The sequence below is a fragment of the Sphingobium yanoikuyae genome (genome assembly GCF_013001025.1).
GTDB lineage: Bacteria > Pseudomonadota > Alphaproteobacteria > Sphingomonadales > Sphingomonadaceae > Sphingobium > Sphingobium yanoikuyae_A.
The window spans coordinates 213,052-236,296 of sequence record NZ_CP053021.1 but is presented as its reverse complement, the minus strand read 5'-3'; the positions used below and the strand labels follow the sequence as shown (position 1 = coordinate 236,296).

The following is a 23,245-nucleotide window of genomic DNA, read 5'->3' as shown; positions in this document are numbered from 1 at the left end:
AGGACATAGTCATGGCAACCACCAACAATGTAGGCCGCATCTCGCAGGTCATCGGCGCCGTCGTCGACGTGACCTTCCCCGATGCGCTTCCGGCGATCCTTTCGGCGCTGGAAACCAGCAACAATGGCCAGCGCCTGGTGCTGGAAGTCGCCCAGCATCTGGGTGAGAACACCGTCCGCACCATCGCGATGGACTCGACCGACGGTCTGACCCGCGGCCAGGAAGTCACCGACACCGGCGCGCAGATCTCGGTTCCGGTCGGCCCGGCCACCCTCGGCCGCATCCTGAACGTCGTCGGCGAGCCGATCGACGAGCGCGGCCCGGTCGCCACCGAACTGCGTTCGCCGATCCATGCCAAGGCACCCGAGTTCGTCGACCAGTCGACCGACGCCTCGATCCTGGTCACCGGCATCAAGGTCATCGACCTTCTGGCCCCCTATGCTAAGGGCGGCAAGATCGGCCTGTTCGGCGGCGCTGGCGTCGGCAAGACCGTTCTCATCCAGGAACTGATCAACAACATCGCCAAGGGCCATGGCGGCACCTCGGTCTTCGCGGGCGTGGGTGAACGCACCCGTGAAGGTAACGATCTGTACCATGAATTCCTCGACGCCAACGTCATCGCCAAGGATGCCGACGGCAACGCGATCAGCGAAGGTTCGAAGGTGGCCCTGGTTTATGGCCAGATGAACGAACCGCCGGGCGCCCGTGCCCGCGTCGCCCTGTCGGGCCTGACGATTGCCGAATATTTCCGCGACGTCGAGAACCAGGACGTGCTGTTCTTCGTCGACAACATTTTCCGCTTCACCCAGGCGGGCGCGGAAGTGTCGGCTCTGCTCGGCCGTATTCCTTCGGCCGTGGGCTACCAGCCGACCCTGGCGACCGACATGGGTCAGCTGCAGGAACGCATCACCTCGACCAACAAGGGCTCGATCACCTCGGTCCAGGCCGTCTACGTCCCCGCGGACGACTTGACCGACCCGGCGCCGGCGACCTCGTTCGCGCATCTTGACGCCACCACCGTTCTCAACCGCGCCATTTCGGAACTGGGCATCTATCCGGCGGTCGATCCGCTGGACTCGACCAGCCGCGTTCTGGAACCCCGCGTCGTCGGCCAGGAACATTACGACACCGCCCGTGCCGTCCAGTCGATCCTGCAGAAGTACAAGTCGCTGCAGGACATCATCGCGATCCTGGGCATGGACGAGCTGTCGGAAGAGGACAAGATCACCGTCGCCCGCGCGCGCAAGATCCAGAAGTTCCTGTCGCAGCCGTTCCACGTCGCCGAAGTCTTCACCGGCATCTCGGGCAAGTTCGTCCAGATCGAAGACACGGTGAAGTCGTTCAAGGCCGTGGTCGATGGTGAATATGACCATCTGCCCGAAAACGCCTTCTACATGGTCGGCGGCATCGACGAAGCCATCGAAAAGGCGAAGAAGCTGGCTGCCGAAGCAGCCTAAGCTCTAACCTCATATACCCCTCCCCGGTTCGGGGAGGGGGCATAGGACATAAAAATGGCACTGCATTTCGAACTCGTGACCCCTGAAAAGCTCGTCCGCTCGGAAGAGGTCTATCAGGTCGTCGTTCCCGGCACCGATGGCGACTTCGGCGTGCTGGAGGGCCATGCGCCCTTCATGTCGACCGTGCGCGATGGCGCGATCCAGATCTTCGCATCGGCTGGCGCCGCGCCGGAAATCATCCCGGTCGAGGGCGGCTTTGCCGAGGTCAATGAAAAGGGCCTGACGGTTCTCGCCGAAAAGGCGGGCTGAGGCTTCCTGGCGCGCAGGCCGATGGGGGAGCCAGGCTCTTTCCAACCTACCGCATTCATGCCAGACGAACGGACCAAGGGGCGCGCTTCGCGCCCCTTTTTCTTGTGAGTGCCGCCCGCCGATGACCGCCCTCGCCTTTACCGCACCCGCCCAGGATGAACCCGCCTTCACTCCGCCGACGAACGGATCGCCGTCTTGGCTGGCACACCAACTTCCCTCGGGCTGGCTGATTGCTGCGTTGCTATCCTGGCTCGGGCTAGACCAGCTTCTACTGTGGCGCTTTCTCGATATCATGCCCGTCTGGGCCTATCCGCTCGGGGCGTTGCTGATCGTCGGACTGTGCGTCGCGACCGTGCGCGCCATGCCCGATCAACGAGGGCCAACGGTCGCGACCCTGATTGCCTGCATGGCGGTCGCTCTGATCCTGCTGATGCTCGGCGGCGAAGGGCGCTTTTTCTACGCCAATATCGACTGGCAGGTCCGTCTGGCGGCTTTGAACGATATGCGCATCAACCCCTGGCCCTTCGTCTACACGGCGCGGGCGGAGCCGGATGTGTTGCGCTTCCCGATCGGCATGTTCCTTGTACCGGCGCTGGCGGGCAAGGCCTGGGGCGCAGGTGCCGGCGATATCGCACTGCTGCTCCAGAATGCGGTAATGCTGGCCATGCTGCTGGCAATGGGATCGACGCTGTTCAACAAGCGTCGCGAACGGACGGTGGCATTGACGATACTGGTCGGCTTCAGCGGGCTGGATGCCCTGGGGCGCATCCTGTTCCGCGGCGGACTATCCGACCATATGGAGAATTGGGCCTATCTCCAATATAGCTCGACCATCACTCTGGCCTTCTGGGTGCCGCAACATGCGATGTCAGGCTGGATCGGCGCGACAGGCTATCTGCTATGGCGCGACGGCAAGGCGAGCCTGGCGCAATTTCTGACCCTGTTGCCGCTAACGGCCTTATGGTCGCCCCTGGGGCTGATGGGTGCGATGCCCTTTGCCGCGCTGGCAGGTATGCGAGCACTGATGGCGCGGGATATCCGGGCCCGCGACATCGGCCTTCCCGCCCTTGCCCTGTTGCTGGCAACGCCGGGTCTCCTTTATCTTGGCGCAGCAAATGATGATGTAGGCGCCCGGCTCAACGCATTGCCCCCGCTGCAATGGGGCCTATTCGAACTGCTGGAGGTACTGGTCTATGCGATTCCCGTCGCACTGGTCGCCCACGCCCGGCGGTTCGGGATGGATACGCTTGTCCTGCTGACATTGTGGCTGCTGGCCATTCCATTCGTGCAGATCGGGTCTTCGACAGATTTCATGATGCGGGGATCAGTCACGGCGCTGACCATATTGGCGGTCATGCTTGTCGACCTGCTTCTGGTGCCGTCCCGCGCGCGACTTTTCCTGATCGTCGCGCTGGCGGTGGGCGCGCTTACCCCACTGCATGAAATTCGCCGCGCCATCAGCCACCCTGCCGCACCGGAAGTACACTGCAGCTTCTTCATGGCGTGGCGACAGAGTTTCTGGTTCCAGCCGATGGGCACCTATCTCGCTCCGATATCGTACATGCCCGCTCTGGTGCGACCGACCAATCCCTACAGAGCAAGCGCGGCCGAACCAGCGCGTTGCTGGGACGGACAATGGTATCATCCCGATGGCCGCTATGGCCCTCCACATTCAGGCGGTCAGGATGGCGTAGAGGGAAAGGCCAAAGGGCAGACTCACACGCCCGAACAGGTGCCGCTCGGTCGCGAAGACATGACGCAGCAGAGTATTCAGTGATGTTGGCGGTGCGGCCTCGCTTGCGGCGCCACGCCCGGTAAGCCGCTGAACCGCACGGGCAAGGACCGCCACCGGGAACAGCAGCGCATTGAAACGCCCCTTCTCATGGACCTGCAAGCCAGCGTCACGTGCAACGGCATACAAGCTGGCAGCGGTGTAGCGACGCTTGTGATGGTGCAGCATGTCATGCTCCGACCAGAGCCACGGGGCAACCGGAACGGTCAGCAGTATCCTTCCGCCCGGCGCCAGCCGATCGCGCAGCGCAGCCAGCGCCTCGCGATCCTGCTCGACATGTTCGAGCACATCAAGCAGCACGATAAGATCGTAGCACCGTCCGTCGAAGCCGATTGTGTCGGGCAGCCTGCCTGGCTCGACCTTGCCGATGCCGCGCGCAGCAGCAATGCGTGCCTTCCTGCGCACTCAGGCTCGCATAGGCTGATCGATCCACCGGACCTCTCCTTCACACGCCTCCGGTGGCGTCACGAGCGGCGTACCACCCTGCTCGTCCGCAATCACATAGAGCGGCCGCTGCCGCACTTCGCTCGCGACACGGCCCAGATATTCGCCGATGATCCCCAGGCTCATCAGATTGAGCCCGCCCAGCCCCAGCACCGCCACCATGATGGAGGCATAGCCCGGCGTATCGACCCCGGTGACCAGCGTATGCACGACCAGAAAAGCCGCATAGGCAAAGGCCAGCAATGCGATCCCGCCACCGATATAGGACCAGATGCGTAGCGGCATGGTGGTCGATGCGGTGATGCCGTCGACGGCCAGCGACCATAGCTTGCCCAGCCGCCATTTGGTGGCGCCCGCTTCCCGGCGGGCGCGGCTATAGTCGACCGTCGCGACGCGAAAGCCGATCCAGCTGAACAGCCCCTTGTTGAAGCGGGCCTGTTCGCCCAGCTGCTTGACGACATCGACGGCCTGCCGGTCGAGCAGGCGGAAGTCGCCGACATTTTCAGGAATGGGATAGTCCGACAGGCGGTTGAGCAGCGCATAGAAGGAGCGTGCGCTCCAGCGCTTGAACCAGCTGTCCGTCGACCGATCGACCCGCCGGGCATTGACGACCTGCGCGCCGGCCAGCCAATGTCGCACCATCTCCACGATCACCGCCGGCGGATCCTGCAGGTCGACGTCGATCGGGATGACGGCGTCGCCCCGAGCATGATCGATCCCGGCCGCCAAGGCCGCTTCCTTGCCGAAATTGCGGGACAGGGTGATGCAGCGGACATCGCTGTTCAGGCGCGACAGGATCGCCAGCACGTCGGCGGTGCGGTCCGTGCTGCCATCGTCGACGAACAGATATTCAGCCTGCGCGCCCGGCCCGATCAGCGCCAACGCATCGGCAAGCGCAGGACGCGCTGCATCCAGGAACAGCGACAGGCTGTCCTGCTCGTTGAAAACGGGAATGACGATCGACACGGTTCGCATGGCGCGTAGATATCCTGCCAGATACTCATGCTCGCTATCGGCCAGAATGGTTAATGACGGGTAACCGCCAAACAGGACTTACGCTTCGTTTACCCTATTGCGGCATCAGGGCGGTCATGCGCTTCGCTTCCGGCCTTCTTCGTCACCCAATGACCCCATTGGCCGCGCTGGGCATCCTGCTGATGCTGCCCTCCTTCCTGTTCGGCCCAGGGGCCAACCATTCCTATCTCTACAATTATATGTGGACCGGCCATTTCGGCGAGCAAATGGCCGCCGGGCAATTGTACGAGCGCTGGCTACCCAACAGCTTCGAAGGCTTGGGCAGCCCCACCTTCTATTTCTATCCACCGCTCGCCTATTGGCTGTCCGGCGGACTGGCGGCGATCGGTATTCCAGTTCTCCAGGCGATCAATGTCGCTGCACTCCTGCTGTTGATCGCGTCGGGTATGGCGATGCATCGCTGGCTTGCCTCGCGCGGTACGCATCCGCTGCTGGGCGCCGCGCTCTATATGCTGGCGCCCTATCATCTCCATGATTTCTATGTGCGCGGCGCCCTGGCCGAATTTGCCTCCTTCATCTGGCTGCCGCTTATCGCCCTGGGGATTGCGCGCCTGCCCTCGCGCAGCGGCATCGCCCTGCTCGCGCTCAGCTATGGCGCGCTGATCCTGACCCATTTGCCGGTGGCCACACTCACCGGCCCGTTCCTGATCGCGCCGCTGATGCTGCATCGGATATGGCAGGATCGCTCGACGCTGGTCCCCGGACTGATCGCCGGCATTCTCGCCTTTACCCTGGCCGCCTTCTACCTGCTGCCCGCCGCCACGCTACAGGCGCATATGTCGACGGCCCTGTTGTGGACGGGCAAATATCACGCCGCCAACTGGTCGATCTGGCGTGAAGATCTCTTACTATTCCCCTGCATCGCGCTGGGGCTGGGGCTGCTGGCCTGGCCCGCCCGGTCGATCTGGTCGGGAATCGCTATCGTCACCGCCCTCGCGTCGATTAACCTCATCCCGTTCCTCTGGCAGATCGACCTGCTGGACAAGACGCAATTTCCCTGGCGGGCGCTGGGCATCGTCGAATTTACGACCATCACGGCGCTGATGACCTATCGTCCTCGCCCCGTACTGCTAGCGGGTGCCGGCGTGCTGCTGCTGTTCCCTTATCTTGTCAGCGGCATCATTACCTGCGCCAATCTGCGCCTGCCGATCGACTATGCCCGGCTCGACCGGACCGTCCCCGACGCCCCCGAGTATCTTCCGGCCGGTTTCGACATTGCCCGCGTCGATCGCTACGATCGCTCGACCGACCTGCGCCCCTGGCGCGCCCTGCCGCGCGGCGACCGGATTGTCATCACCCGTCCCGGCCCCGTGACCATGGGTCATGCCGCCTTCCCAATCTGGCAGGTGACACACAACGGTCAGCCTGTGCCTTCCCATGGCCCCCTCATCAGTTTCGATGCGCGGCCGGGCATTTACCAGATCGAACGGGTGCGCCTGTGGCAGGAAAGCGTCGGCACGGCCATCAGCCTCGCCGCTGCGCTGATGCTGGCGCTGCTTCTGTGGCGCCGGCGCATTAGCCATTTGTCAAAGTTTCCAGCTTATTCACCTTCTCCAGCCATGGTGAATCGGCCCATTTTGGGGTGGCTGGCCCGATCGCAGAATTCCGGCGGAGAGTTATGAGCGCATTTGGACGGAAAAATGGACCTGCCGGCATCAAGCCGGGTTTCGGCGTCGCCCGACCGATGCACAGCGGCGGCGCAGCGCGCGAGGATGCCCCGCGCGGCGGCGAGCAGTTCCCGCCGCTCGACCTGGCGGCCCTGCCGGGCGAAATTCCGCTCGATCCGCTGTCGGCGCCGACCAGCCAGATGCAGCGCAATGCGGACGCCATGTCGCGCCTGTCGGAACGCGCCAATGCCGAACATGTCGCCGATGCCGGTCCGCAAGGGTTCGAGGCGTCGGTTCACAAGATCAAGGAACAGGTGCTTCCCCGCCTGCTCGAACGCGTCGATCCCGAAGCGGCCGCGACCCTCACCAAGGATGAACTGGCGGAGGAATTCCGGCCGATCATCATGGAAGTGCTGGCCGAGCTGAAGCTGACGCTCAACCGGCGCGAGCAGTTCGCGCTGGAAAAGGTGCTGGTCGACGAGCTTTTGGGCCTCGGCCCGCTCGAGGAATTGCTGGCCGACCCGGACATCAGCGATATCATGGTCAACGGCCCCGAGCAGACCTATGTCGAAAAGAAGGGCAAGCTCCAGATCGCGCCGATCAAGTTCCGCGATGAAGAGCATCTGTTCCAGATCGCCCAGCGCATCGTGAACAAGGTCGGCCGCCGCGTCGACCAGACCACGCCGCTGGCCGACGCCCGCCTGCCCGACGGTTCGCGTGTCAACGTGATCGTGCCGCCGCTCAGCCTCAAGGGCACGGCCATCTCGATCCGTAAATTCTCAGCCAAGCCGATCACCATCGACATGCTCGCCCAATGGGGCGCGATGAACCAGAAGATGGCGACCGCACTCAAGATCGCCGGCGCCTGCCGTTTCAACATCGTCATTTCGGGCGGTACCGGTTCGGGCAAGACGACGATGCTCAATGCGCTGTCGAAGATGATCGATCCGGGCGAGCGCGTGCTGACCATCGAGGACGCGGCCGAACTGCGCCTGCAGCAGCCGCACTGGCTGCCGCTCGAAACCCGCCCGCCCAACCTGGAAGGCCAGGGCGCGATCACCATCGGCGATCTCGTCAAGAACGCCCTGCGTATGCGCCCGGACCGCATCATCCTGGGCGAAATTCGTGGCGCGGAATGTTTCGACCTGCTTGCCGCGATGAACACCGGCCATGACGGTTCCATGTGTACGCTCCACAGCAACAGCCCGCGCGAATGCCTGGGCCGTATGGAGAACATGATCCTGATGGGCGACATCAAGATCCCGAAGGAAGCCATTTCCAAGCAGATCGCCGACTCGGTCGACCTGATCGTCCAGGTGAAGCGCCTGCGCGACGGTTCGCGCCGCGTCACCAACGTGACCGAAGTGATCGGCATGGAAGGCGACGTCATCGTCACCCAGGAACTGTTCAAGTTCGAATATCATGACGAGGATGACAGCGGTAAGATCATCGGCGAATATCGCTCGATGGGCCTGCGCCCCTATACGCTCGACAAGGCCCGCATGTTCGGCTTCGACCAGCCTTTCCTGGAAGCCTGCCTCTGATCCTCAGGGAATAAGGGCGTCCGCTCCCGCGTAGACGGGGATGTGAATCCTCACATCCTCATCGCGGGAGCAGCCTTTCTTGTCCGTTCGATCCCTTTCGCGCCATGGCCTTGCCGCCATGGCGAGCGCCTTTCTGGGCGATGCCGCGCTGGCGTCAGACGCCTATCCCGACGTGCCCGAACCGATGATCTTCGACATGATGCGGCCGCTGGGCGCCAAGCGCGGCGAACTGGAGGTCAATACGCTGGCGACCGTTCCGCTATCGGGCGATGACGACGCCGTCCAGTGGGCGCCGGAAATCGAATATGCCTTTGCCGACGGCTTCGCGATCGAGGGCGAACTGCCCTTCGTCAACGGCCGGCTTGCTGAACTGAAGCTGGGTTTGCAGGCGAGTTTCGGCACCACCGGCGGCGGACGCACCGGTCATGGCGTCCAATATCTCGGCATCTATGACCGCCGCGCCAAACAATATCGCAGCAGTTTCGCCTATATGGCGGCCCACCGCTACAACAACCGTTGGAGCAGCGTGACGATGGCAGGGCTTGCCGACGTCAAGCTGTCGGGCGGCCATGGCCGCAATGGCGTGATCCTCAACCACTCAGCCTTCTACGACAGCCGCGAAGGGCAGGTCTTGGGGCTGGAGATCAATTATCAGGGCGGCAGCGAGGGCGGCCTGCTGCTGATGCCGCAATTGCACCAGCAACTGGGCGGCAATTTCGCCATGCAGGCGGGCCTTGGCGCGGAACGGCCGCGTGGCGATGTCTTCCGACCCACCGCCGGCCTGCGCATCATTCGGCAATTTTAATTGCCCATCGATGGAATAGGCGCGATCCGACAAGCGTAAGCGGGGCATGACGCTGCATTCCCCGCTCTCTTCCCTTCGCGCCCATATTCATGCCGCCCTGCCGGTCGCCACGGCGCCGACATCATCCCGGCCGCTGAAGATCGCGCTGTTTTCGGGCAATTATGATTGCGTGCGCGATGGCGCGAACCGGGCACTCAACCGCCTGGTCCGGCATATGCTGGACGAGCATCAGGCAGAGGTGCGCATCTATTCGCCGACCGCGCCGACGCCGGCCTTCACCTCGGCCGGCGATGTCCGATCGGTGCGCTCGCTCTGCATTCCCGGTCGCCCGGAATATCGGCTCGCGATCGGCCTGACCCGTGCCGCCCGCGCCGATCTGGAGGCGTTCCAGCCTGACATCGTGCATCTGTCCGCACCCGACCTGCTCGGCCGGCAGGCGCTGAACTGGGCGCGGCGCAACGCCGTACCAACCGTCGCCAGCCTGCACACCCGGTTCGAGACCTATCTTGCTTATTATCGCCTCGGCTTCCTGCGGCGGCAGGTCGTGGCCTATCTCGATCGCTTCTATGGCGATTGCGACCGCATCCTCGCCCCGACCCCGCCGATCGCCGCGGACCTCGCCGCAATCCATGGCGCCGAGCGCATTACCCTCTGGAGCCGGGGCGTCGATCGATCCGTCTTTCATCCGGCGATGCGAGATGAAAGCCTGCGCGCCCAGCTTGGCTATGCGCCCGACGATGTCGTGCCGCTCTTCTTCGGCCGGCTGGTCCGGGAAAAGGGACTCGATATCTTCGCCGACGCCATCATGACGGCACGCGCCAGCGGCCTGTCGCTGCGCCCCCTGATCCTGGGTGATGGCCCGGCGCGCGATGCCCTCGCCCGCCATCTGCCCAATGCCGGCTTTGCCGGCCATGTCGAAGGGGCGCGCCTCGGCGCGCTAGTCGCCAGCGCCGACATATTGGTCAATCCCAGCGTCACGGAGGCGTTCGGCAACGTCAATCTGGAGGCGATGGCCAGCGGCCTTGCCGTCCTGTCGGCCGACGTCCCCAGCGCATCCGCCCTGATCGATAATGGCGTCAACGGATTGCTGGTGCCGCCGGGCGACGTTGGCGCCTATGCCCGCGGCCTGGCTTCCCTCGTCCGCGACACCAGCCTAAGGCGGCGGCTTGGCCACGCGGCGGAGGCGACGGCGGGCGACTATCGCTGGGACCATGTCCTGGATTCGGTGGCGCGCGTCTATCGCGAACTGGCGGGCGCCCCAATGGAATGATGTGGATGACGGGCAAGCGGACGGACATGGAAATGGAGGCGGACCTGCGCGCTATGCGCCGCTATGCCCGCGCCCTGTCGCGCGACCATGTCGCCGCTGACGATGTGGTGCAGGACGCCGTGATGCGCGCGATCGAACGGCGCGACCAGTTCCAACCCGATCGCAGCCGCCGCCGCTGGCTGCTGGCCATCGTCCACAATGTCTTCATCTCGGCGAAGCGGCGCGAGGCGGCGGAAACACGCCGCAATCTGGCCTTTGCCCAGATCCAGGTCGATCATGCCGATCCCGAACAGGAGGTGCGCGCCGACCTGATGCAGGTCGCCCGCGCCTTTGCCGACCTGCCCGACCATCAGCGCGCCGTCATGCACCTGACCGTCGTCGAAGGGCTGAGCTATCAGGAAAGCGCCGACCTTCTGGGCATAGCGGTCGGCACGGTGATGTCGCGCCTGGCCCGTGCGCGGGCGACATTGCGACAGGACAGGGACAGGCAGCCGCGCGATCGGCTGCGCATCGTGGGAGGACAAGATGAGTGAGGATCCTTTGGAGATCGAACTGATGGCCTATGTCGACGGCCAGCTCGATCCCGGCCGGCGCTTTGCGGTGGAAACCCGCCTGTCGCGCCGGCCCGACCTCGCCGCGCAGGTCATGGGCGACCTCAGCGCCCGCACCGGGCTGCGCCTGTTGGCGCAGGACCGCGCGCCCCTGCCCGAAGCCATGGCGGCACAGGCGAGCGCTCTCCACCCGCCCGCCGCGCGCCATCGTCGCTTTGCGATCGGCGCCGGCGGCGGCCTTGCCCTGCTGGCGGCAAGCTTCGTTGCCCTGCTCATGGTGCGCGACGGGCCGCCCGCCTATGTGGTCGATGCCGCAACCTCCCACCGCGTCGCCATGATCCGCGCCCGGATGCAGGGGCAGATCGAATCGCCCAGCTTCGACCCGCGCGAGATATTGGCCAGCACCCATATCGACATTCCCGGCCTGCCCGCCGACTGGCGCGTGACCGATGTCCAGCTCTTCCCCGGTGAACGCACGCCCGCGCTGCTGATCGCGCTGCGCACGCCCGAGGGGCGCGACCTGTCCATCTATGCCATGCACCAGCGCACCGACGCCCCAGAACGGCCGGATTCGGTGCGCGAGGGCGCGCAGTCAGTGGCCTATTGGCGGCGCGGCGACATGTCCTATGCGCTGACCGGTGAGGATGAACCGGCCGCGATCGACGCCACGGCGGAGTCGATCGCGGGCAGCTGGTCCTGACCAACCGGTCCATAAGCACCGGATTTCCTTGCCAGTGGGATGCGGGCACGGCACACCCTGCGCTCCAGGTCCGTTGAGAGGTTGCCCATGTCCGCTTTTCCCCGCCGATCGATCGCCCTTGCCGCTGCCCTTGCCCTCCTGCCGCTGGGCGCGGCCGTCGCCCAGCATGCCGGCCATGGCGCCAATCCGGTGGCAGCCGCCATCGGCGCATCCAGCCGCACCCCGGCCAATGTCGCCCGCGACAAATATCGCCATCCGCAGGAAACACTCGCCTTCTTTGGCGTGACGCCGACCCAGACGGTGGTGGAATGGGCGCCGAGCGGCGGCTGGTACACGGAAATCCTGGCGCCGCTGCTGCGCGACAAGGGCAGCTTCTACGCGCTCCAGCCGACCGGCCGCTATCTTGACGGCTACAAGAAGTTCCTGGCCGAAAAACCGCAGGCCTATGACAAGGTGAAGCTGGTCGCCTATCCCGAGGAAGCTGCCAGCATCCCGGCCAACAGCGTCGACACCGTGCTGACCTTCCGCAATGTCCACAACATGGTCATGGGCGGCAGCGAGGATGCGACCTTCAAGGCCTTTTTCGCCATGCTCAAGCCCGGCGGCACGCTGGGCATCGTCGACCATCGCCTGCCCGAGGATCGCGACACGGCGCTGGAAAAGAGCAGCGGCTATCTCAAGGTCTCGACCATCCGCCGTATCGCGGAAGGCGCGGGCTTCGAATATGTCGGCGCATCGGAAGTGAACGCCAATCCCAAGGATACGGCCGACTGGGAAAAGGGCGTCTGGACCCTGCCGCCCACGCTGCGTAACGGCGAAGTTGACAGGGCGAAGTATGTTGCGATCGGCGAAAGCGACCGCATGACGCTGAAATTCCGCAAGCCGCTCAAGTAAGAAACCCGGTCCAGCCCGGTTGCGCCATCGCGTAACCGGGTTAAGGAAGCGGCGTGTCCAGCGCCGCCGCCCCGTCCCGCCCGCATCGCCCGCTCTTCGCCATCGGCCTGCGCCTGGTCGCGGTCATCTGCCTGGCGGTGATGTTCGTGACCGGCCGGGTTGCCGACGCCCATGGCGTCCATCTGGTCGAAACCCTCTTCTACCGTCAAGCGCTTGCCCTGCCCGTGGTCTTCGCCTGGCTGGCGATGAGCAGCGGCATCGGCGCCATCCGCACCCGGCGGATCAGCGTCCATGCGACCCGCATGGTCATCGGCCTCACCGGCATGGCGCTCAATTTCCTGTCCTACATCCTGTTGCCGCCGGCCGAGGCGACGACGATCGGCTTCACCATGCCGATCTTCGGCACGATCCTGTCGGCGCTGATCCTGCGCGAGCCCACCGGCATCCATCGATGGGCGGCGGTCCTGATCGGCTTTCTGGGCGTCCTCATCATGGTCCGGCCCGAAGGCGGCCATTTCCCGCCGATGGGCGTTGCCGTCGCCATCACCGCCGCGCTGGTGACGGCCAGCGTCAGCCTGGTGCTGCGGGAACTGGGCCGCACCGAGAGCGCGGGGGTCGTCGTCTTCTGGTTCACGGCCCTGTCGGTGCCGCCGCTCGGCATCGGCATGCTCTTCTATGGCCAGCCGCATGACGCGCAGACCTGGGGCCTGTTGCTGATGATCGGCCTGTTCGGCGGCATCGCGCAACTCTGCCTCACCGCCGCGCTGCGCTGGGCGCCGGTGTCGGTAGTATTGCCGATGGATTATAGCTCGATCCTGTGGACCACCCTGCTGGGCTGGGCGATCTGGGGCGACTGGCCGATGTGGACCACCTGGGTCGGCGCCGCACTGATCATCGCCAGCGGCCTCTATATCGCCTGGCGTGAACATCGCCACGCCAGGCGTATCGCGACGGCCTAGGCCAGCAGTTCCGCGTCCAGGCTGATATCGGCCTTCAGCAGTTTCGATACCGGGCACCCGGCCTTCGCCTTCGCCGCCAGTTCCTGGAAGGTCACGTCGTCGGCGCCGGGGATCTTCGCCTTCAGCGTCAGCTTGCTCGCGGTGATGGCAAAGCCGCCCTCCTGCTGCTCCAGCGTGACGACCGCGCTCGTCTCCATCTTCTCCGCCGTCAGTCCGGCTTCGCCCAGGATCAGCGACAATGCCATGGTGAAGCAGGAGGCATGGGCCGCCGCGATCAGTTCTTCCGGATTGCTGCCCGGCATGCCCTCGAACCGGGTGGCGAAGCCATAGGGATAGGCGTCGAGCGCGCCGCTCTGGGTCGAGATCGCGCCCTTGCCGTCCTTCAGGCCGCCGCTCCAGGCCGCCGAACCGCTGCGATTGATCTTCATGCCGATGCTCCTTGCTGTGAAGCGGAGGAACCCCAGCGGTTCCCCATGGTTGCATCAGAATAGAATGTTTTTGCAGGAGAGTGACAATGGCCGAGATGATGAGCGCGCATCGCCATGACCTGATCGCGTCCGACCGGGTCGAGGGCACCGCCGTCTACAACCGCCAGGGCGACAGGCTTGGCAAGATATCCCATTTCATGGTCGACAAGCGTAGCGGCCATGTGCGCTATGCGCTGCTGTCCTTCGGCGGTTTCCTGGGCATGGGCAATGAACATTATCCCCTGCCCTGGTCGATGCTGGCCTATGATATGGACAAGGGCGGCTATGTGATCGAACTGGCCAAGGAGGTGCTGGAACAGGCGCCCCATTATCTGGACGAGGATCGGCCGGCCTTCGACGATGCCTATGGCCGCAACGTCTACCAATATTATGGGCTGATCTACCCCTGGTAGCTTTTCCCTGCCCGTTCAGGGCCTTGATGCGGGCGCGCGGCCATGGGGTCGACGCGCCCGTTTATCTGCCATTCAGGTTGCCCAGATTCTGACACATTTCGACGCTCACCCATTGTCTACCAGATGAATAGTATTATTTTGGGAGGCTCAGAATATAGGACGAGGATAAGGATAATGGAGCGATTCGGACATTCGGGTGACGCGCGCCAGCCGGTCGTGCTGACCATCCCCGGCCTCAACAACAGCGGCCCGGATCATTGGCAGACATTGTGGGACAGCGGACGCGGCGATTGCCAGCGCGTCGACCTGGGCAGCTGGGCCAGCCCCAATCGCAATGCCTGGGTCACGCGGCTCGACGCTGCCATTCGTCAGGCGGATGGGCCGGTCATCCTGGCGGCGCACAGCCTGGGCTGCCTGGCCGTCGCCTGGTGGGGCGCCCTGCAAAGCCAGGCCTATGGCTGGCCGGTGACCGGCGCGCTGCTGGTGGCGCCGCCCGATTGCGACCGGATGGAAACGCCCGAGACGATCGGCGGATTCGGCCCGACGCCGCGCACGCCCCTGCCCTTCCCGTCGATCCTCGTCGCCAGTCGCAACGACCCCTATATCTTCTTCGAACGCGCCCACAGCATCGGCAAGAATTGGGGCAGCCAGTTCGTCGATGCCGGCCATAGCGGCCATATCAACGCGGATTCGGGGCTGGGCGCCTGGGGCTTTGGCCAGGCGCTGCTGGAACGGCTGATCGACAATGCGCAGGAACAGGCGTCCGCCGTGCGCCAGATGCGCCCGGCCATGCCGATGGCGCGGCTTGATCGCCCGTCCGACGGGCTGCGCATGACCAGCTGATATCGGCCCCAGACATCGCCGGGGCGCGACAAGAGAATCTTGCGCGCCCCTTATATTTGCTTTTTTGTCTACTAATGCAGTTGAGTTAAAACGCGGCCAGAGGGATGAACATGACCGAACATAGAACCATCGAACTTCGCCACAGCCGCGCCGAAAGCCAGCGCCCCGACATCATCGCCAGCATCGACAAGGTGCGCGACGTGCTGGAAGGGCTGCGCTTCGGCTCCATCACATTGACCGTCCACGACGCCCGCGTCGTGCAGATCGACGTCACCGAAAAGACGCGCCTGACCGCCTGACCGATCAAGGGAGGGCAAGCGCATAGATCAGGGCATGTCGGGGATGGCATGCCGATGCGGCACTGGGGACGCCGCATCACCAGAAACGACCCCAGCACGGCTTTGACCGGACCACCGGAAACGCCGCGATCAAAACTCACCGGACCTCCGGAACCAAGGGGAAGAACATGATTGCGCGTTTTCTGTTGCTCGCCAGCGTGGCGAGCGCGTCATTTGTCACGCCTGCCGCCTTTGCGGCCGAAGCCGCCCAACCCGCTGCCGCCGATGACCAGCAGGCCAGCAGCCCGCGCGGCGACGTGATCGTCGTCACCGCCCGCCGCCGCCAGGAAACCGCGCAGGAAGTGCCCTTGGCCATTTCCGTGGTGAAGGGCGACAGCATCGAGGCGACCGGCAATTTCAACATCGTGAAGCTGCAGCAGCTCGCTCCGACGCTGCAGGTCTACACCACCAATCCCCGCAACACCTCGGTCAACATCCGCGGCCTTGGCGTGCCGTTCGGCCTCACCAGCGACGGCTTCGAACAGGGCGTCGGCATCTATGTCGACGATGTCTATAACAGCCGCGTCGCCGCCGCGACCTTCGACTTCCTCGACGTCAACCAGGTGGAAGTGCTGCGCGGTCCGCAGGGCACGCTCTATGGCAAGAACACCACGGCGGGCGCGATCAACATCACGACCAACCAGCCGACCTTCGACTTCGAGGGCCGCGCCGAACTGACGGTCGGCAACCTCAATTACAAGCAGGCGAAGGCCGCCATTTCCGGCCCGCTGACCGACACGATCGCCGCCCGCATCGCCGTCGCCGCGACCAGCCGCCGCGGCACGCTCTACAATGTGACCAGCCAGCGCTGGATCAACGAGCAGGACAATCTGGGCATTCGCGGCCAGTTGCTGTTCCAGCCGACCGAGGATTTCAGCCTCACCTTGTCGGGCGACTATAGCAAGCAGGATCCCGAATGCTGCGGCACCACCTTCGTGCGCGTCGGCAAGACCCAGCGTCCGCTCAATCGCCAATATGATGCGCTGGCCGCTGCCCAGGGCTATGTCGTGCCCAGCCGCAACCCCTATGACCGACTGACCGACCTCGATTCCAACCTCAATGCCGGCAACAAGATTGGCGGCGTGTCGGCCAAGATCAAATGGGATGTCGGCCCCGGCACGCTGACCTCGGTCACCGCCTGGCGCTTCTGGGACTGGAAGCCGGAAAATGACCGCGACTTCACCGGCCTGTCGATCGTCTCCAAATCGCAGAACCCCTCGCAGCAGGACCAGTATAGCCAGGAATTCCGCTATAATTACGAGAGCAAGGACATCGACTTCGTCGTCGGCCTGTTCGGCTTCAAGCAGCGGATCGACACCCAGGGCACCGAACAGCAGGGCGAAGATGCGGCCCAGTGGAGCCTTGCCCCCTCGACCGACCCGAACAACCCCGCCAACATTCCGGCCACTCTGGCGGGCCTGACCGCCAGCAACACGCAATGGCTCAAGGCCGACAGCGCCGCCCTGTTCGGCCAGCTCAGCTGGAAGGTCACGGACGCCCTGACCATCCAGCCCGGCGTGCGCCTGAACTATGACAAGAAGTCCGGTTTCTACCAGCGTGTCGTCACCAATGCGCAGGGCCAGGCCATCAGCTGCACCACGGTTGCGGAGCCCGGCACCATCAAGGGGACGACGCAACAGTGCGGCGTCTATCAGCCGCAGGTCAGTTCCCCGTCCGACAGCGCCTGGAACTTCACCTATGACTTCAACGTCAATTACAAGATCGCGCCGGACGTGCTGGCCTATGCGACCTATGCGAAGAGCTTCAAGACGCTGGGCATCAACCAGAATGGCCTGCCGCTCAACGCCGACAACACTGTCAATTATGACGCCAGCACGGTGAAGCCGGAATCGGTCAATCATTATGAAATCGGCCTCAAGACCCAGTTCCTGGATCGCCGGGCGACCTTCAACCTCACCGCCTTCCGCACCGACATCAAGAATTTCCAGGCAACCGTGAATGGCGGCCAGTTCGGCACGGTGCGGGGCTATCTCGCCAATGCCGGCAAGGTCCGCTCGCAGGGGATCGAGGCGGATTTCAAGATTGTCGCCAGCGACCGCTTCACCGCCTATGCCAATGGCGCCTTCACCGACGCCAAATACAAGAAGTTCGTCGACGCCCCCTGCCCGCCCGAATTGTCCGGCGGCACCTACCAGCCGTCGGGCGCCACCCCGGATTATTCGCAGCCCGGCGTCCCCGGCGCACTCAGCCCGCGCCAGTGCGACATTTCGGGGCAAAACCTGCCCGGCGTGTCGAAATGGGCCTTCTCCTACGGCGCGGAATATAACATTCCGGTCACGCTGCTGGCGAAGGACGGGCAGCTCTATCTGGGCGTCGACGGCAATTACCGTTCGCACTGGAACAGCAATGCCTCGCCATCCATCTACACCGAAGTGAAGGGCTATGCCCTGACCAACGTCCGTGCCGGCTTCCGCGGCGAAGGTTTCGATGTGTTCGGCTGGGTGCGCAACGCCTTCGACGTCAACTATATCGAAAATCTTCAGGTCGCACCGGGCAATACCGGCCTGATCGCCGGCCAGGTCGGCGATCCGCAGACCTGGGGCGGCACGATCAAATTCTCCTTCTGATCCGATCGGACACGGACAGGACGGCCGGCCGGCGCGTGCATCATGCCGCGCCGGCCGGTCCGGCATTTGCAAGCCGCCCCGCGCTGGGCTAGACCGCGCCCCATGTCCACGACCTTCACGCTCGACACCGCGACCAGCCGCGCCAATCCCACGCCCGCGCCGATGAAGCGGCTGACCGTGCCCCAAATCCAGCGCCGCAAGTTCGAGGGCAAGACCGACGAGCCGCTGGTGATGCTGACCGCCTATACTGCGCGTCAGGCGCAACTGCTCGATCCGCATTGCGACATGCTGCTGGTCGGCGATTCGCTGGCCCAGGTCATCTATGGCCTGCCCTCCACCCTGCCGGTCACGCTCGACATGATGATCGCCCATGGCGCCGCCGTGGTACGCGGCAGCTATCACAGCGTCGTCCTGGTCGACATGCCCTTCGGCTCCTATGAGGCATCGCCGCAGCAGGCCTTTGCCAGCGCCAGCCGCGTCATGGCCGAAACCGGCTGCGCCGGGGTCAAGCTGGAAGGCGGCGAGGCGATGGCGGAGACGATCCGCTTCCTGACCCAGCGCGGTATCCCGGTGATGGCCCATATCGGCCTGACGCCCCAAGCGGTGAATGCGCTGGGCGGCTATGGCGCGCGCGGCAAGAGCCAGGAGGAACATGCCAAGATCCTGGGCGACGCCAAGGCCGTGGCCGCCGCCGGCGCCTTTGGCATGGTGGTCGAAGGGGTGATGGAGGAACTGGCCGACATCATCACGACCAGCGTCGACATACCCGTGATCGGCATCGGCGCATCGGCCCGTTGCGATGGCCAGGTGCTGGTGGCGGAGGACATGCTGGGCATGTTCGAACGCACCGCGCGTTTCGTGAAACGCTACGCCAACCTTGCCGAAACGATCAGCCAGGCGGCGGAAAGCTATGCCGCGGAGGTGCGCAATCGCAGCTTTCCGGGCGATGATCAGGTCTATCGGCCGAAAAAGTGATTTGCGTGTCCCTGCCACGCCGCTAATGATCCCGCCTTCCGGCTGCCCCTAATGACCATTTTTCGGAGATTCCCGTGGCCCTGACGCCGCAAAACAGCGAAGCCTTCATGCGGGAGGTCGATGACGCCGTCCGCCAGGACCAGCTCCTGACCTTCTGGCAGCGTTATGGCCGCGCCCTGGCCGTCCTGCTGATCGTCGGCCTCGCCGCCTTTGGCGGCTGGCTCTACTGGCAGCATTACAGCAAGACCCAGTCGGAAGCCGTGTCCGAACAGATGGACAAGATGCTGGCGACTGCGGTCGGCGGCGGCACGCCCGATGCCAAGGATATCGATGCGCTGGCCAAGGCCAGCCAGCCCGGCTATCGCGCCTCCGCCCTGCTGGTGAAGGCCGGCCTCGCCGCGCGCAAGGGCGACAACAAGGCGGCGATCGAAGCCTATAAGGCGATGGCGGCGGACAGCTCGCTCGACCAGCCCTATCGCGACCTGGCCCTGATCCGTCAGACCACGATCGAATTCGACGCGCTCAAGCCGCAGCAGGTGGTCGATCGCCTCAAGCCCCTCGCCGTCGAGGGCGCGCCCTGGTTCGGCAGCGCCGGCGAACTGGTTGCCATCGCCTATATGAAGATGCGCAAGCCCGAACTGGCCGGCCCGATGTTCGCGGCCATGGCCAAGGATGAGAATGTACCCCAGTCGATCCGTTCACGTGCGCGACAGATGGCGGGGCTATTGGGAATTGATGCGGTCGAAACGCCCGCCGAACCGGTACAGGGATAAGCAAGCGCATGGCTAAGCACAGCATCACGAAATTCGGCCCGATGGGCCGTACCCTGACCACCGTCGCCCTGGTTGCGATGCTGGCGGGCTGCGGCGTGGTCGGCGGCAAGAAGGGCGGCCCCAAAACCCCGGTCGTCGGCAACCGCACCTCGATCCTGTCAAACGAACAGGGGATCGAAGTCGATCCGACCCTGGCCGACGTGCCCGTCACCCTGCCCGAATCCTACGCCAATGACCAATGGTCGCAGCCGGGCGGCGATCCGTCCAAGGCGATGGGCCATCTGGCGCTGGGCGCAGCGCCGCAGCAGGCCTGGACCGCATCGATCGAAGGCAGCACGCCGCAAGCGCGCCTTGCCTCCGCACCCGTCGTGTCCGGCGGCAAGCTCTTCGTGATCGACGCCGGCGCCCATGTCATCGCGATGGATGCCAACACCGGCCAGAAGCTGTGGCAGACCAGCCTTCCGGCCGAAGGCAATGGCCGCGCCCTGTTCGGCGGCGGCGTCAGCGTCCTGGGCGACAAGCTGTTCGCCAGCACCGGCGTCGGCGACGTCGTATCGATGAACGTCGCCGACGGCTCGATCGGGTGGAAGGTCCATCCCGGCGGCCCGCTGCGCGGCGCCCCGACGCTGGAAAATGGCCATGTCTATGTGATGGGCCAGGACAACCAGATCTTCGCCCTCAACCAGAGCGACGGCGCCACCCAGTGGACCGACAGCGGCACGTTGCAGGTGACCGGCATTTTCGGCGTGGCCGCTCCGGCCGCCGCGCAGGGCACGGTGATCGCAGGCTACAGCTCGGGCGAGATCAACGCCTATCGCTATGAAAATGGCCGCACCCTGTGGGGCGATGCGCTGTCGCGCACCAGCATCTCCACCGCCGTCGCCTCGCTGACCGACATCGACGCCGATCCGGTGATCGACCGCGGCCGCGTCTTCGCGATCGGCCAGGGCGGTCGCATGGCCTCCTACGAACTCACCAGCGGCCAGCGCCTGTGGGAAATCAACATCGCCGGCATCTCCACCCCCTGGATCGCGGGTGAGTGGGTGTTTGCCGTCACCAGCGATGCCAAGCTGCTCTGCGTCGCCCGCGCGACCGGCAAGATCCGCTGGATCAGCCAGCTGCGCCGCTGGCAAAAGGAAAAGAAGAAGGACAAGGCGATCCGCTGGACCGGCCCGGTCCTTGCCGGTGGCCGCCTGATTCTGGTATCGACCCATGGTGATCTGAACTATGTCGATCCGGCGACCGGCACCATCCAGCAGGCAGTGGACATGAACAAGTCCATGTCGCTCTCGCCGGTGGTCGCCAACAACATGCTCTACATCCTTGCCGATGACGGCAAGCTGACGGCGCTGCGTTAAGGGCAGCGATAGAAAGGAAACGGGCCCACATCATGCTGCCCACAGTTGCCATTGTCGGGCGGCCCAATGTGGGCAAGTCCACCCTTTTCAACCGCTTGGTCGGCAAGAAGCTGGCACTGGTCGATGACCAGCCCGGCGTCACCCGCGACCGGCGCGAGGGCGAGGCTCATCTTCTGGGCCTCGACTTCACCATCATCGACACCGCCGGCTATGAGGATGAGGATCCCCACAGCCTGCCCGGTCGCATGCGCATGCAGACCCAGGCCGCGGTCGAGAATTGCGACGTCGCCCTGTTCATGGTCGATGCCCGCGCCGGCATCACCCCGCTGGACGAGGAAATCGCCCGCTGGCTGCGCGAGGGCGATGCCCCGGTGATCCTGGTCGCCAACAAGGCCGAGGGCAAGGCGACCGAAGCCGGCGTCATGGAGGCCTTCATACTGGGCCTGGGCGAACCCATCCCCTTCTCCGCCGAACATGGCCAGGGCCTGGCCGACCTGTTCCAGGCGCTGCTCCCCTATCTCGAGCGCGAGGATGGCGAGGAGCATGAGAAGGAATTTTACGAGGACGAGGAGAGCGCCCCGCTCAAGCTCGCCATCGTTGGCCGCCCCAATGCCGGCAAGTCGACCCTCATCAACCGGCTGCTCGGCGAGAATCGCCTGCTGACCGGACCGGAAGCCGGCATCACCCGCGACAGCATCGCCGTCGACTGGATGTGGACCAGCTATGAGGGCGAGGAACGCCCCGTCCGCCTGATCGACACCGCCGGCATGCGCAAGCGCGCCAAGGTGCAGGACAAGCTGGAAAAGCTGGCCGTTTCCGATGGCCTCAACGCCGTGAACTTCGCCGAAGTCGTGGTGCTGCTGCTCGATGCCACCCGCGGGCTTGAAGCGCAGGATCTGCGCATCGCCGACAAGGTGCTGGAGGAAGGCCGCGCCCTCATCGTCGCCCTCAACAAATGGGATACGGTGGAACATGGCTCGGCCCTGTATCAGGGCATCAAGCAGGCGCTGTTCGACGGCCTGGCGCAGGTCCGCGGCGTGCCGATCATGACCGTGTCGGCCGCCACCGGAAAGGGGCTCGATGACCTGATCAAGGTCGCGTTCGAAACCCGCACCGCCTGGTCGCAGCGTATTTCGACCGGCGTGCTCAACCGCTGGTTCGAAGCCGCGCTGGAGGCCAACCCGCCGCCGGCACCGGGCGGCAAGCGGATCAAGCTGCGCTACATCACGCAGAACAAGACGCGCCCGCCGACGTTCGTGCTGTTCGGCACGCGGCTTGACGAACTGCCCGAAAGCTATCGCCGCTATCTGGTGAACGGGATCCGCAAGGAACTGGGCTTCGGCGCCGTGCCGGTGCGCCTGACGCTGCGCAGCGCCAAGAACCCCTATGCCAAATGAGGCGGGCGGCCCTGAGGCCGCCCCCTTTCATGTCGACGCCAGGGGCATGAAATGTCCCTGGCCCGTCCTGCGCGCCGCCCGAGCTATGCGTGACGCAGATCATGTGACGATTGATGCCGACGACGCTATCGCCCCGCGCGAACTGGCAGCGCTGGCGCAGCAGCATGGATGGCAATTTTCCGCCCTTTCCCCGCAGCGTTTCGCGCTCAGCAAGGTGCCGGCTTAACCGGCTGTTTACGCCCGCCGGCTAATCTCGCGAGCGTCAGGAAAGGAGTGCGCAGGTGCCCGAACACGCTACCGAACTGGTGGACTGGAACGATTTTGCCCGGACCCGCACAGAGCTAGGTACGGCTTTCATGCGCATTCTGGGCTATTTCCGCGAAGATGGTGAAAAGGCGATCGGTACCATCGAGCAGGCCTTTCGCGATCGCGATGCCGTCTCCCTCGTCCGTCCGGCCCATACGCTGAAGGGCGAATCAGCCCAGTTCGGCGCCCATAGGCTCAGTGCGATGGCCGAAGAGATCGAAATGGTCGCACGCCGCTGCGTCGAATTTCGCGAGAGCCCGGACGAATTGATCGAGACCGTGGTGGCGCTGCGCCCCTGCTTTACCGAGACCATGGCCCTGCTCGATCGCGACGCCAATCCGCTGGTCGCGCGCCGTCCCACCTTCGGCCGCCGCGTCGAACCACAGGGCTTTGGTCGCGCCGGCTGATATTCGGTATTGA

General features: G+C 64.6%; 24 protein-coding genes. 21 read left to right on the top strand and 3 right to left on the bottom strand.

Annotated elements, in window-relative coordinates; genetic code table 11:
- Positions 1-11 precede the first annotated feature (11 nt).
- The 3 genes from atpD (at position 12) to HH800_RS01295 (ending at position 3,543) form a co-directional block, all read left to right on the top strand.
- Complete coding sequence (gene atpD / locus HH800_RS01305) at positions 12-1,457, top strand: F0F1 ATP synthase subunit beta (RefSeq protein WP_004210765.1); 1,446 nt, start codon at positions 12-14, stop codon at positions 1,455-1,457.
- A 54-nt stretch (positions 1,458-1,511) separates the two neighbouring features.
- Positions 1,512-1,766, top strand: coding sequence for an ATP synthase F1 subunit epsilon (locus tag HH800_RS01300; protein WP_004210764.1), 255 nt, complete (start codon positions 1,512-1,514; stop codon positions 1,764-1,766).
- A 121-nt stretch (positions 1,767-1,887) separates the two neighbouring features.
- On the top strand, positions 1,888-3,543 hold the full coding sequence (locus tag HH800_RS01295; RefSeq protein ID WP_235681995.1) for a hypothetical protein: 1,656 nt from the start codon (positions 1,888-1,890) through the stop codon (positions 3,541-3,543).
- Here HH800_RS01295 and HH800_RS01290 read toward each other — a convergent pair.
- Together HH800_RS01290 and HH800_RS01285 are read right to left on the bottom strand one after the other, a co-directional pair.
- Complete coding sequence (locus HH800_RS01290) at positions 3,439-3,963, bottom strand: methyltransferase domain-containing protein (RefSeq protein ID WP_169859975.1); 525 nt, start codon at positions 3,961-3,963, stop codon at positions 3,439-3,441. The two genes, HH800_RS01295 and HH800_RS01290, sit on opposite strands and share 105 nt — an antisense overlap.
- The gene (locus HH800_RS01285; protein ID WP_169859974.1) at positions 3,964-4,977 is read right to left on the bottom strand and encodes a glycosyltransferase family 2 protein; all 1,014 of its coding nucleotides are present in this window, start codon (positions 4,975-4,977) and stop codon (positions 3,964-3,966) included.
- A gap of 149 nt (positions 4,978-5,126) precedes the next feature.
- Here HH800_RS01285 and HH800_RS01280 point away from each other — a divergent pair, with 149 nt between their 5' ends.
- From HH800_RS01280 to HH800_RS01245, 8 genes are all read left to right on the top strand, one after another.
- The gene (locus HH800_RS01280; RefSeq protein WP_235681994.1) at positions 5,127-6,659 is read left to right on the top strand and encodes a 6-pyruvoyl-tetrahydropterin synthase-related protein; all 1,533 of its coding nucleotides are present in this window, start codon (positions 5,127-5,129) and stop codon (positions 6,657-6,659) included.
- Positions 6,656-8,188, top strand: a complete 1,533-nt coding sequence (locus HH800_RS01275; RefSeq protein WP_169859973.1) for a CpaF family protein — start codon at positions 6,656-6,658, stop codon at positions 8,186-8,188. The genes HH800_RS01280 and HH800_RS01275 overlap by 4 nt, the downstream gene beginning before the upstream one ends.
- A gap of 79 nt (positions 8,189-8,267) precedes the next feature.
- Positions 8,268-8,993, top strand: coding sequence for a hypothetical protein (locus HH800_RS01270; RefSeq protein WP_235681993.1), 726 nt, complete (start codon positions 8,268-8,270; stop codon positions 8,991-8,993).
- A 46-nt stretch (positions 8,994-9,039) separates the two neighbouring features.
- The gene (locus HH800_RS01265; protein WP_169859972.1) at positions 9,040-10,263 is read left to right on the top strand and encodes a glycosyltransferase family 4 protein; all 1,224 of its coding nucleotides are present in this window, start codon (positions 9,040-9,042) and stop codon (positions 10,261-10,263) included.
- A 5-nt stretch (positions 10,264-10,268) separates the two neighbouring features.
- Positions 10,269-10,796, top strand: a complete 528-nt coding sequence (locus tag HH800_RS01260) for a sigma-70 family RNA polymerase sigma factor (protein ID WP_235681992.1) — start codon at positions 10,269-10,271, stop codon at positions 10,794-10,796.
- Positions 10,789-11,514, top strand: coding sequence for an anti-sigma factor family protein (locus tag HH800_RS01255; RefSeq protein ID WP_169859971.1), 726 nt, complete (start codon positions 10,789-10,791; stop codon positions 11,512-11,514). Before HH800_RS01260 ends, HH800_RS01255 begins: the two co-directional genes overlap by 8 nt.
- Positions 11,515-11,601: 87 nt before the next feature.
- Entirely contained in the window at positions 11,602-12,408 is an 807-nt protein-coding gene (locus tag HH800_RS01250) for a class I SAM-dependent methyltransferase (RefSeq protein WP_169859970.1), read from the top strand.
- Between the two features lie 53 nt (positions 12,409-12,461).
- Positions 12,462-13,367, top strand: a complete 906-nt coding sequence (locus HH800_RS01245; protein ID WP_169859969.1) for a DMT family transporter — start codon at positions 12,462-12,464, stop codon at positions 13,365-13,367.
- On the opposite strand, the gene HH800_RS01240 is transcribed toward HH800_RS01245, so the two are convergent.
- Positions 13,364-13,795 carry an OsmC family protein gene (locus tag HH800_RS01240; protein ID WP_169859968.1) on the bottom strand — a complete coding sequence of 144 codons (432 nt, stop codon included), beginning with the start codon at positions 13,793-13,795 and terminating at the stop codon, positions 13,364-13,366. The genes HH800_RS01245 and HH800_RS01240 overlap by 4 nt on opposite strands.
- Positions 13,796-13,881: 86 nt before the next feature.
- Between HH800_RS01240 and HH800_RS01235 the strand changes: the two genes are divergently transcribed.
- The 10 genes from HH800_RS01235 to HH800_RS01190 all read left to right on the top strand — a co-directional run bounded on the left by HH800_RS01235 (position 13,882) and on the right by HH800_RS01190 (position 23,232).
- Entirely contained in the window at positions 13,882-14,247 is a 366-nt protein-coding gene (locus tag HH800_RS01235; RefSeq protein ID WP_004210742.1) for a PRC-barrel domain-containing protein, read from the top strand.
- 174 nt (positions 14,248-14,421) lie between these two features.
- Positions 14,422-15,090, top strand: coding sequence for an RBBP9/YdeN family alpha/beta hydrolase (locus tag HH800_RS01230; protein ID WP_010338566.1), 669 nt, complete (start codon positions 14,422-14,424; stop codon positions 15,088-15,090).
- Positions 15,091-15,200: 110 nt separating this feature from the next.
- Positions 15,201-15,389: a YezD family protein gene (locus HH800_RS01225; protein ID WP_010338565.1), complete on the top strand. Its 189-nt coding sequence runs from the start codon at positions 15,201-15,203 to the stop codon at positions 15,387-15,389.
- Between the two features lie 167 nt (positions 15,390-15,556).
- On the top strand, positions 15,557-18,016 hold the full coding sequence (locus HH800_RS01220; RefSeq protein ID WP_010338564.1) for a TonB-dependent receptor: 2,460 nt from the start codon (positions 15,557-15,559) through the stop codon (positions 18,014-18,016).
- 102 nt (positions 18,017-18,118) lie between these two features.
- Positions 18,119-18,991 carry a 3-methyl-2-oxobutanoate hydroxymethyltransferase gene (panB, locus tag HH800_RS01215; protein ID WP_004210735.1) on the top strand — a complete coding sequence of 291 codons (873 nt, stop codon included), beginning with the start codon at positions 18,119-18,121 and terminating at the stop codon, positions 18,989-18,991.
- A gap of 74 nt (positions 18,992-19,065) precedes the next feature.
- Positions 19,066-19,764 (top strand): tetratricopeptide repeat protein, encoded by a 699-nt coding sequence (locus HH800_RS01210; protein ID WP_169859967.1) that lies wholly within the window; start codon positions 19,066-19,068, stop codon positions 19,762-19,764.
- Between the two features lie 8 nt (positions 19,765-19,772).
- The gene (locus HH800_RS01205) at positions 19,773-21,122 is read left to right on the top strand and encodes a PQQ-binding-like beta-propeller repeat protein (protein WP_004210733.1); all 1,350 of its coding nucleotides are present in this window, start codon (positions 19,773-19,775) and stop codon (positions 21,120-21,122) included.
- 32 nt (positions 21,123-21,154) lie between these two features.
- The gene (gene der, locus HH800_RS01200) at positions 21,155-22,519 is read left to right on the top strand and encodes a ribosome biogenesis GTPase Der (RefSeq protein ID WP_010338561.1); all 1,365 of its coding nucleotides are present in this window, start codon (positions 21,155-21,157) and stop codon (positions 22,517-22,519) included.
- Positions 22,509-22,745 carry a sulfurtransferase TusA family protein gene (locus tag HH800_RS01195; RefSeq protein WP_097382319.1) on the top strand — a complete coding sequence of 79 codons (237 nt, stop codon included), beginning with the start codon at positions 22,509-22,511 and terminating at the stop codon, positions 22,743-22,745. The genes der and HH800_RS01195 overlap by 11 nt, the downstream gene beginning before the upstream one ends.
- A 55-nt stretch (positions 22,746-22,800) precedes the next feature.
- Positions 22,801-23,232, top strand: a complete 432-nt coding sequence (locus tag HH800_RS01190; protein ID WP_004210730.1) for an Hpt domain-containing protein — start codon at positions 22,801-22,803, stop codon at positions 23,230-23,232.
- The last annotated feature ends 13 nt before the right edge of the window (positions 23,233-23,245 follow it).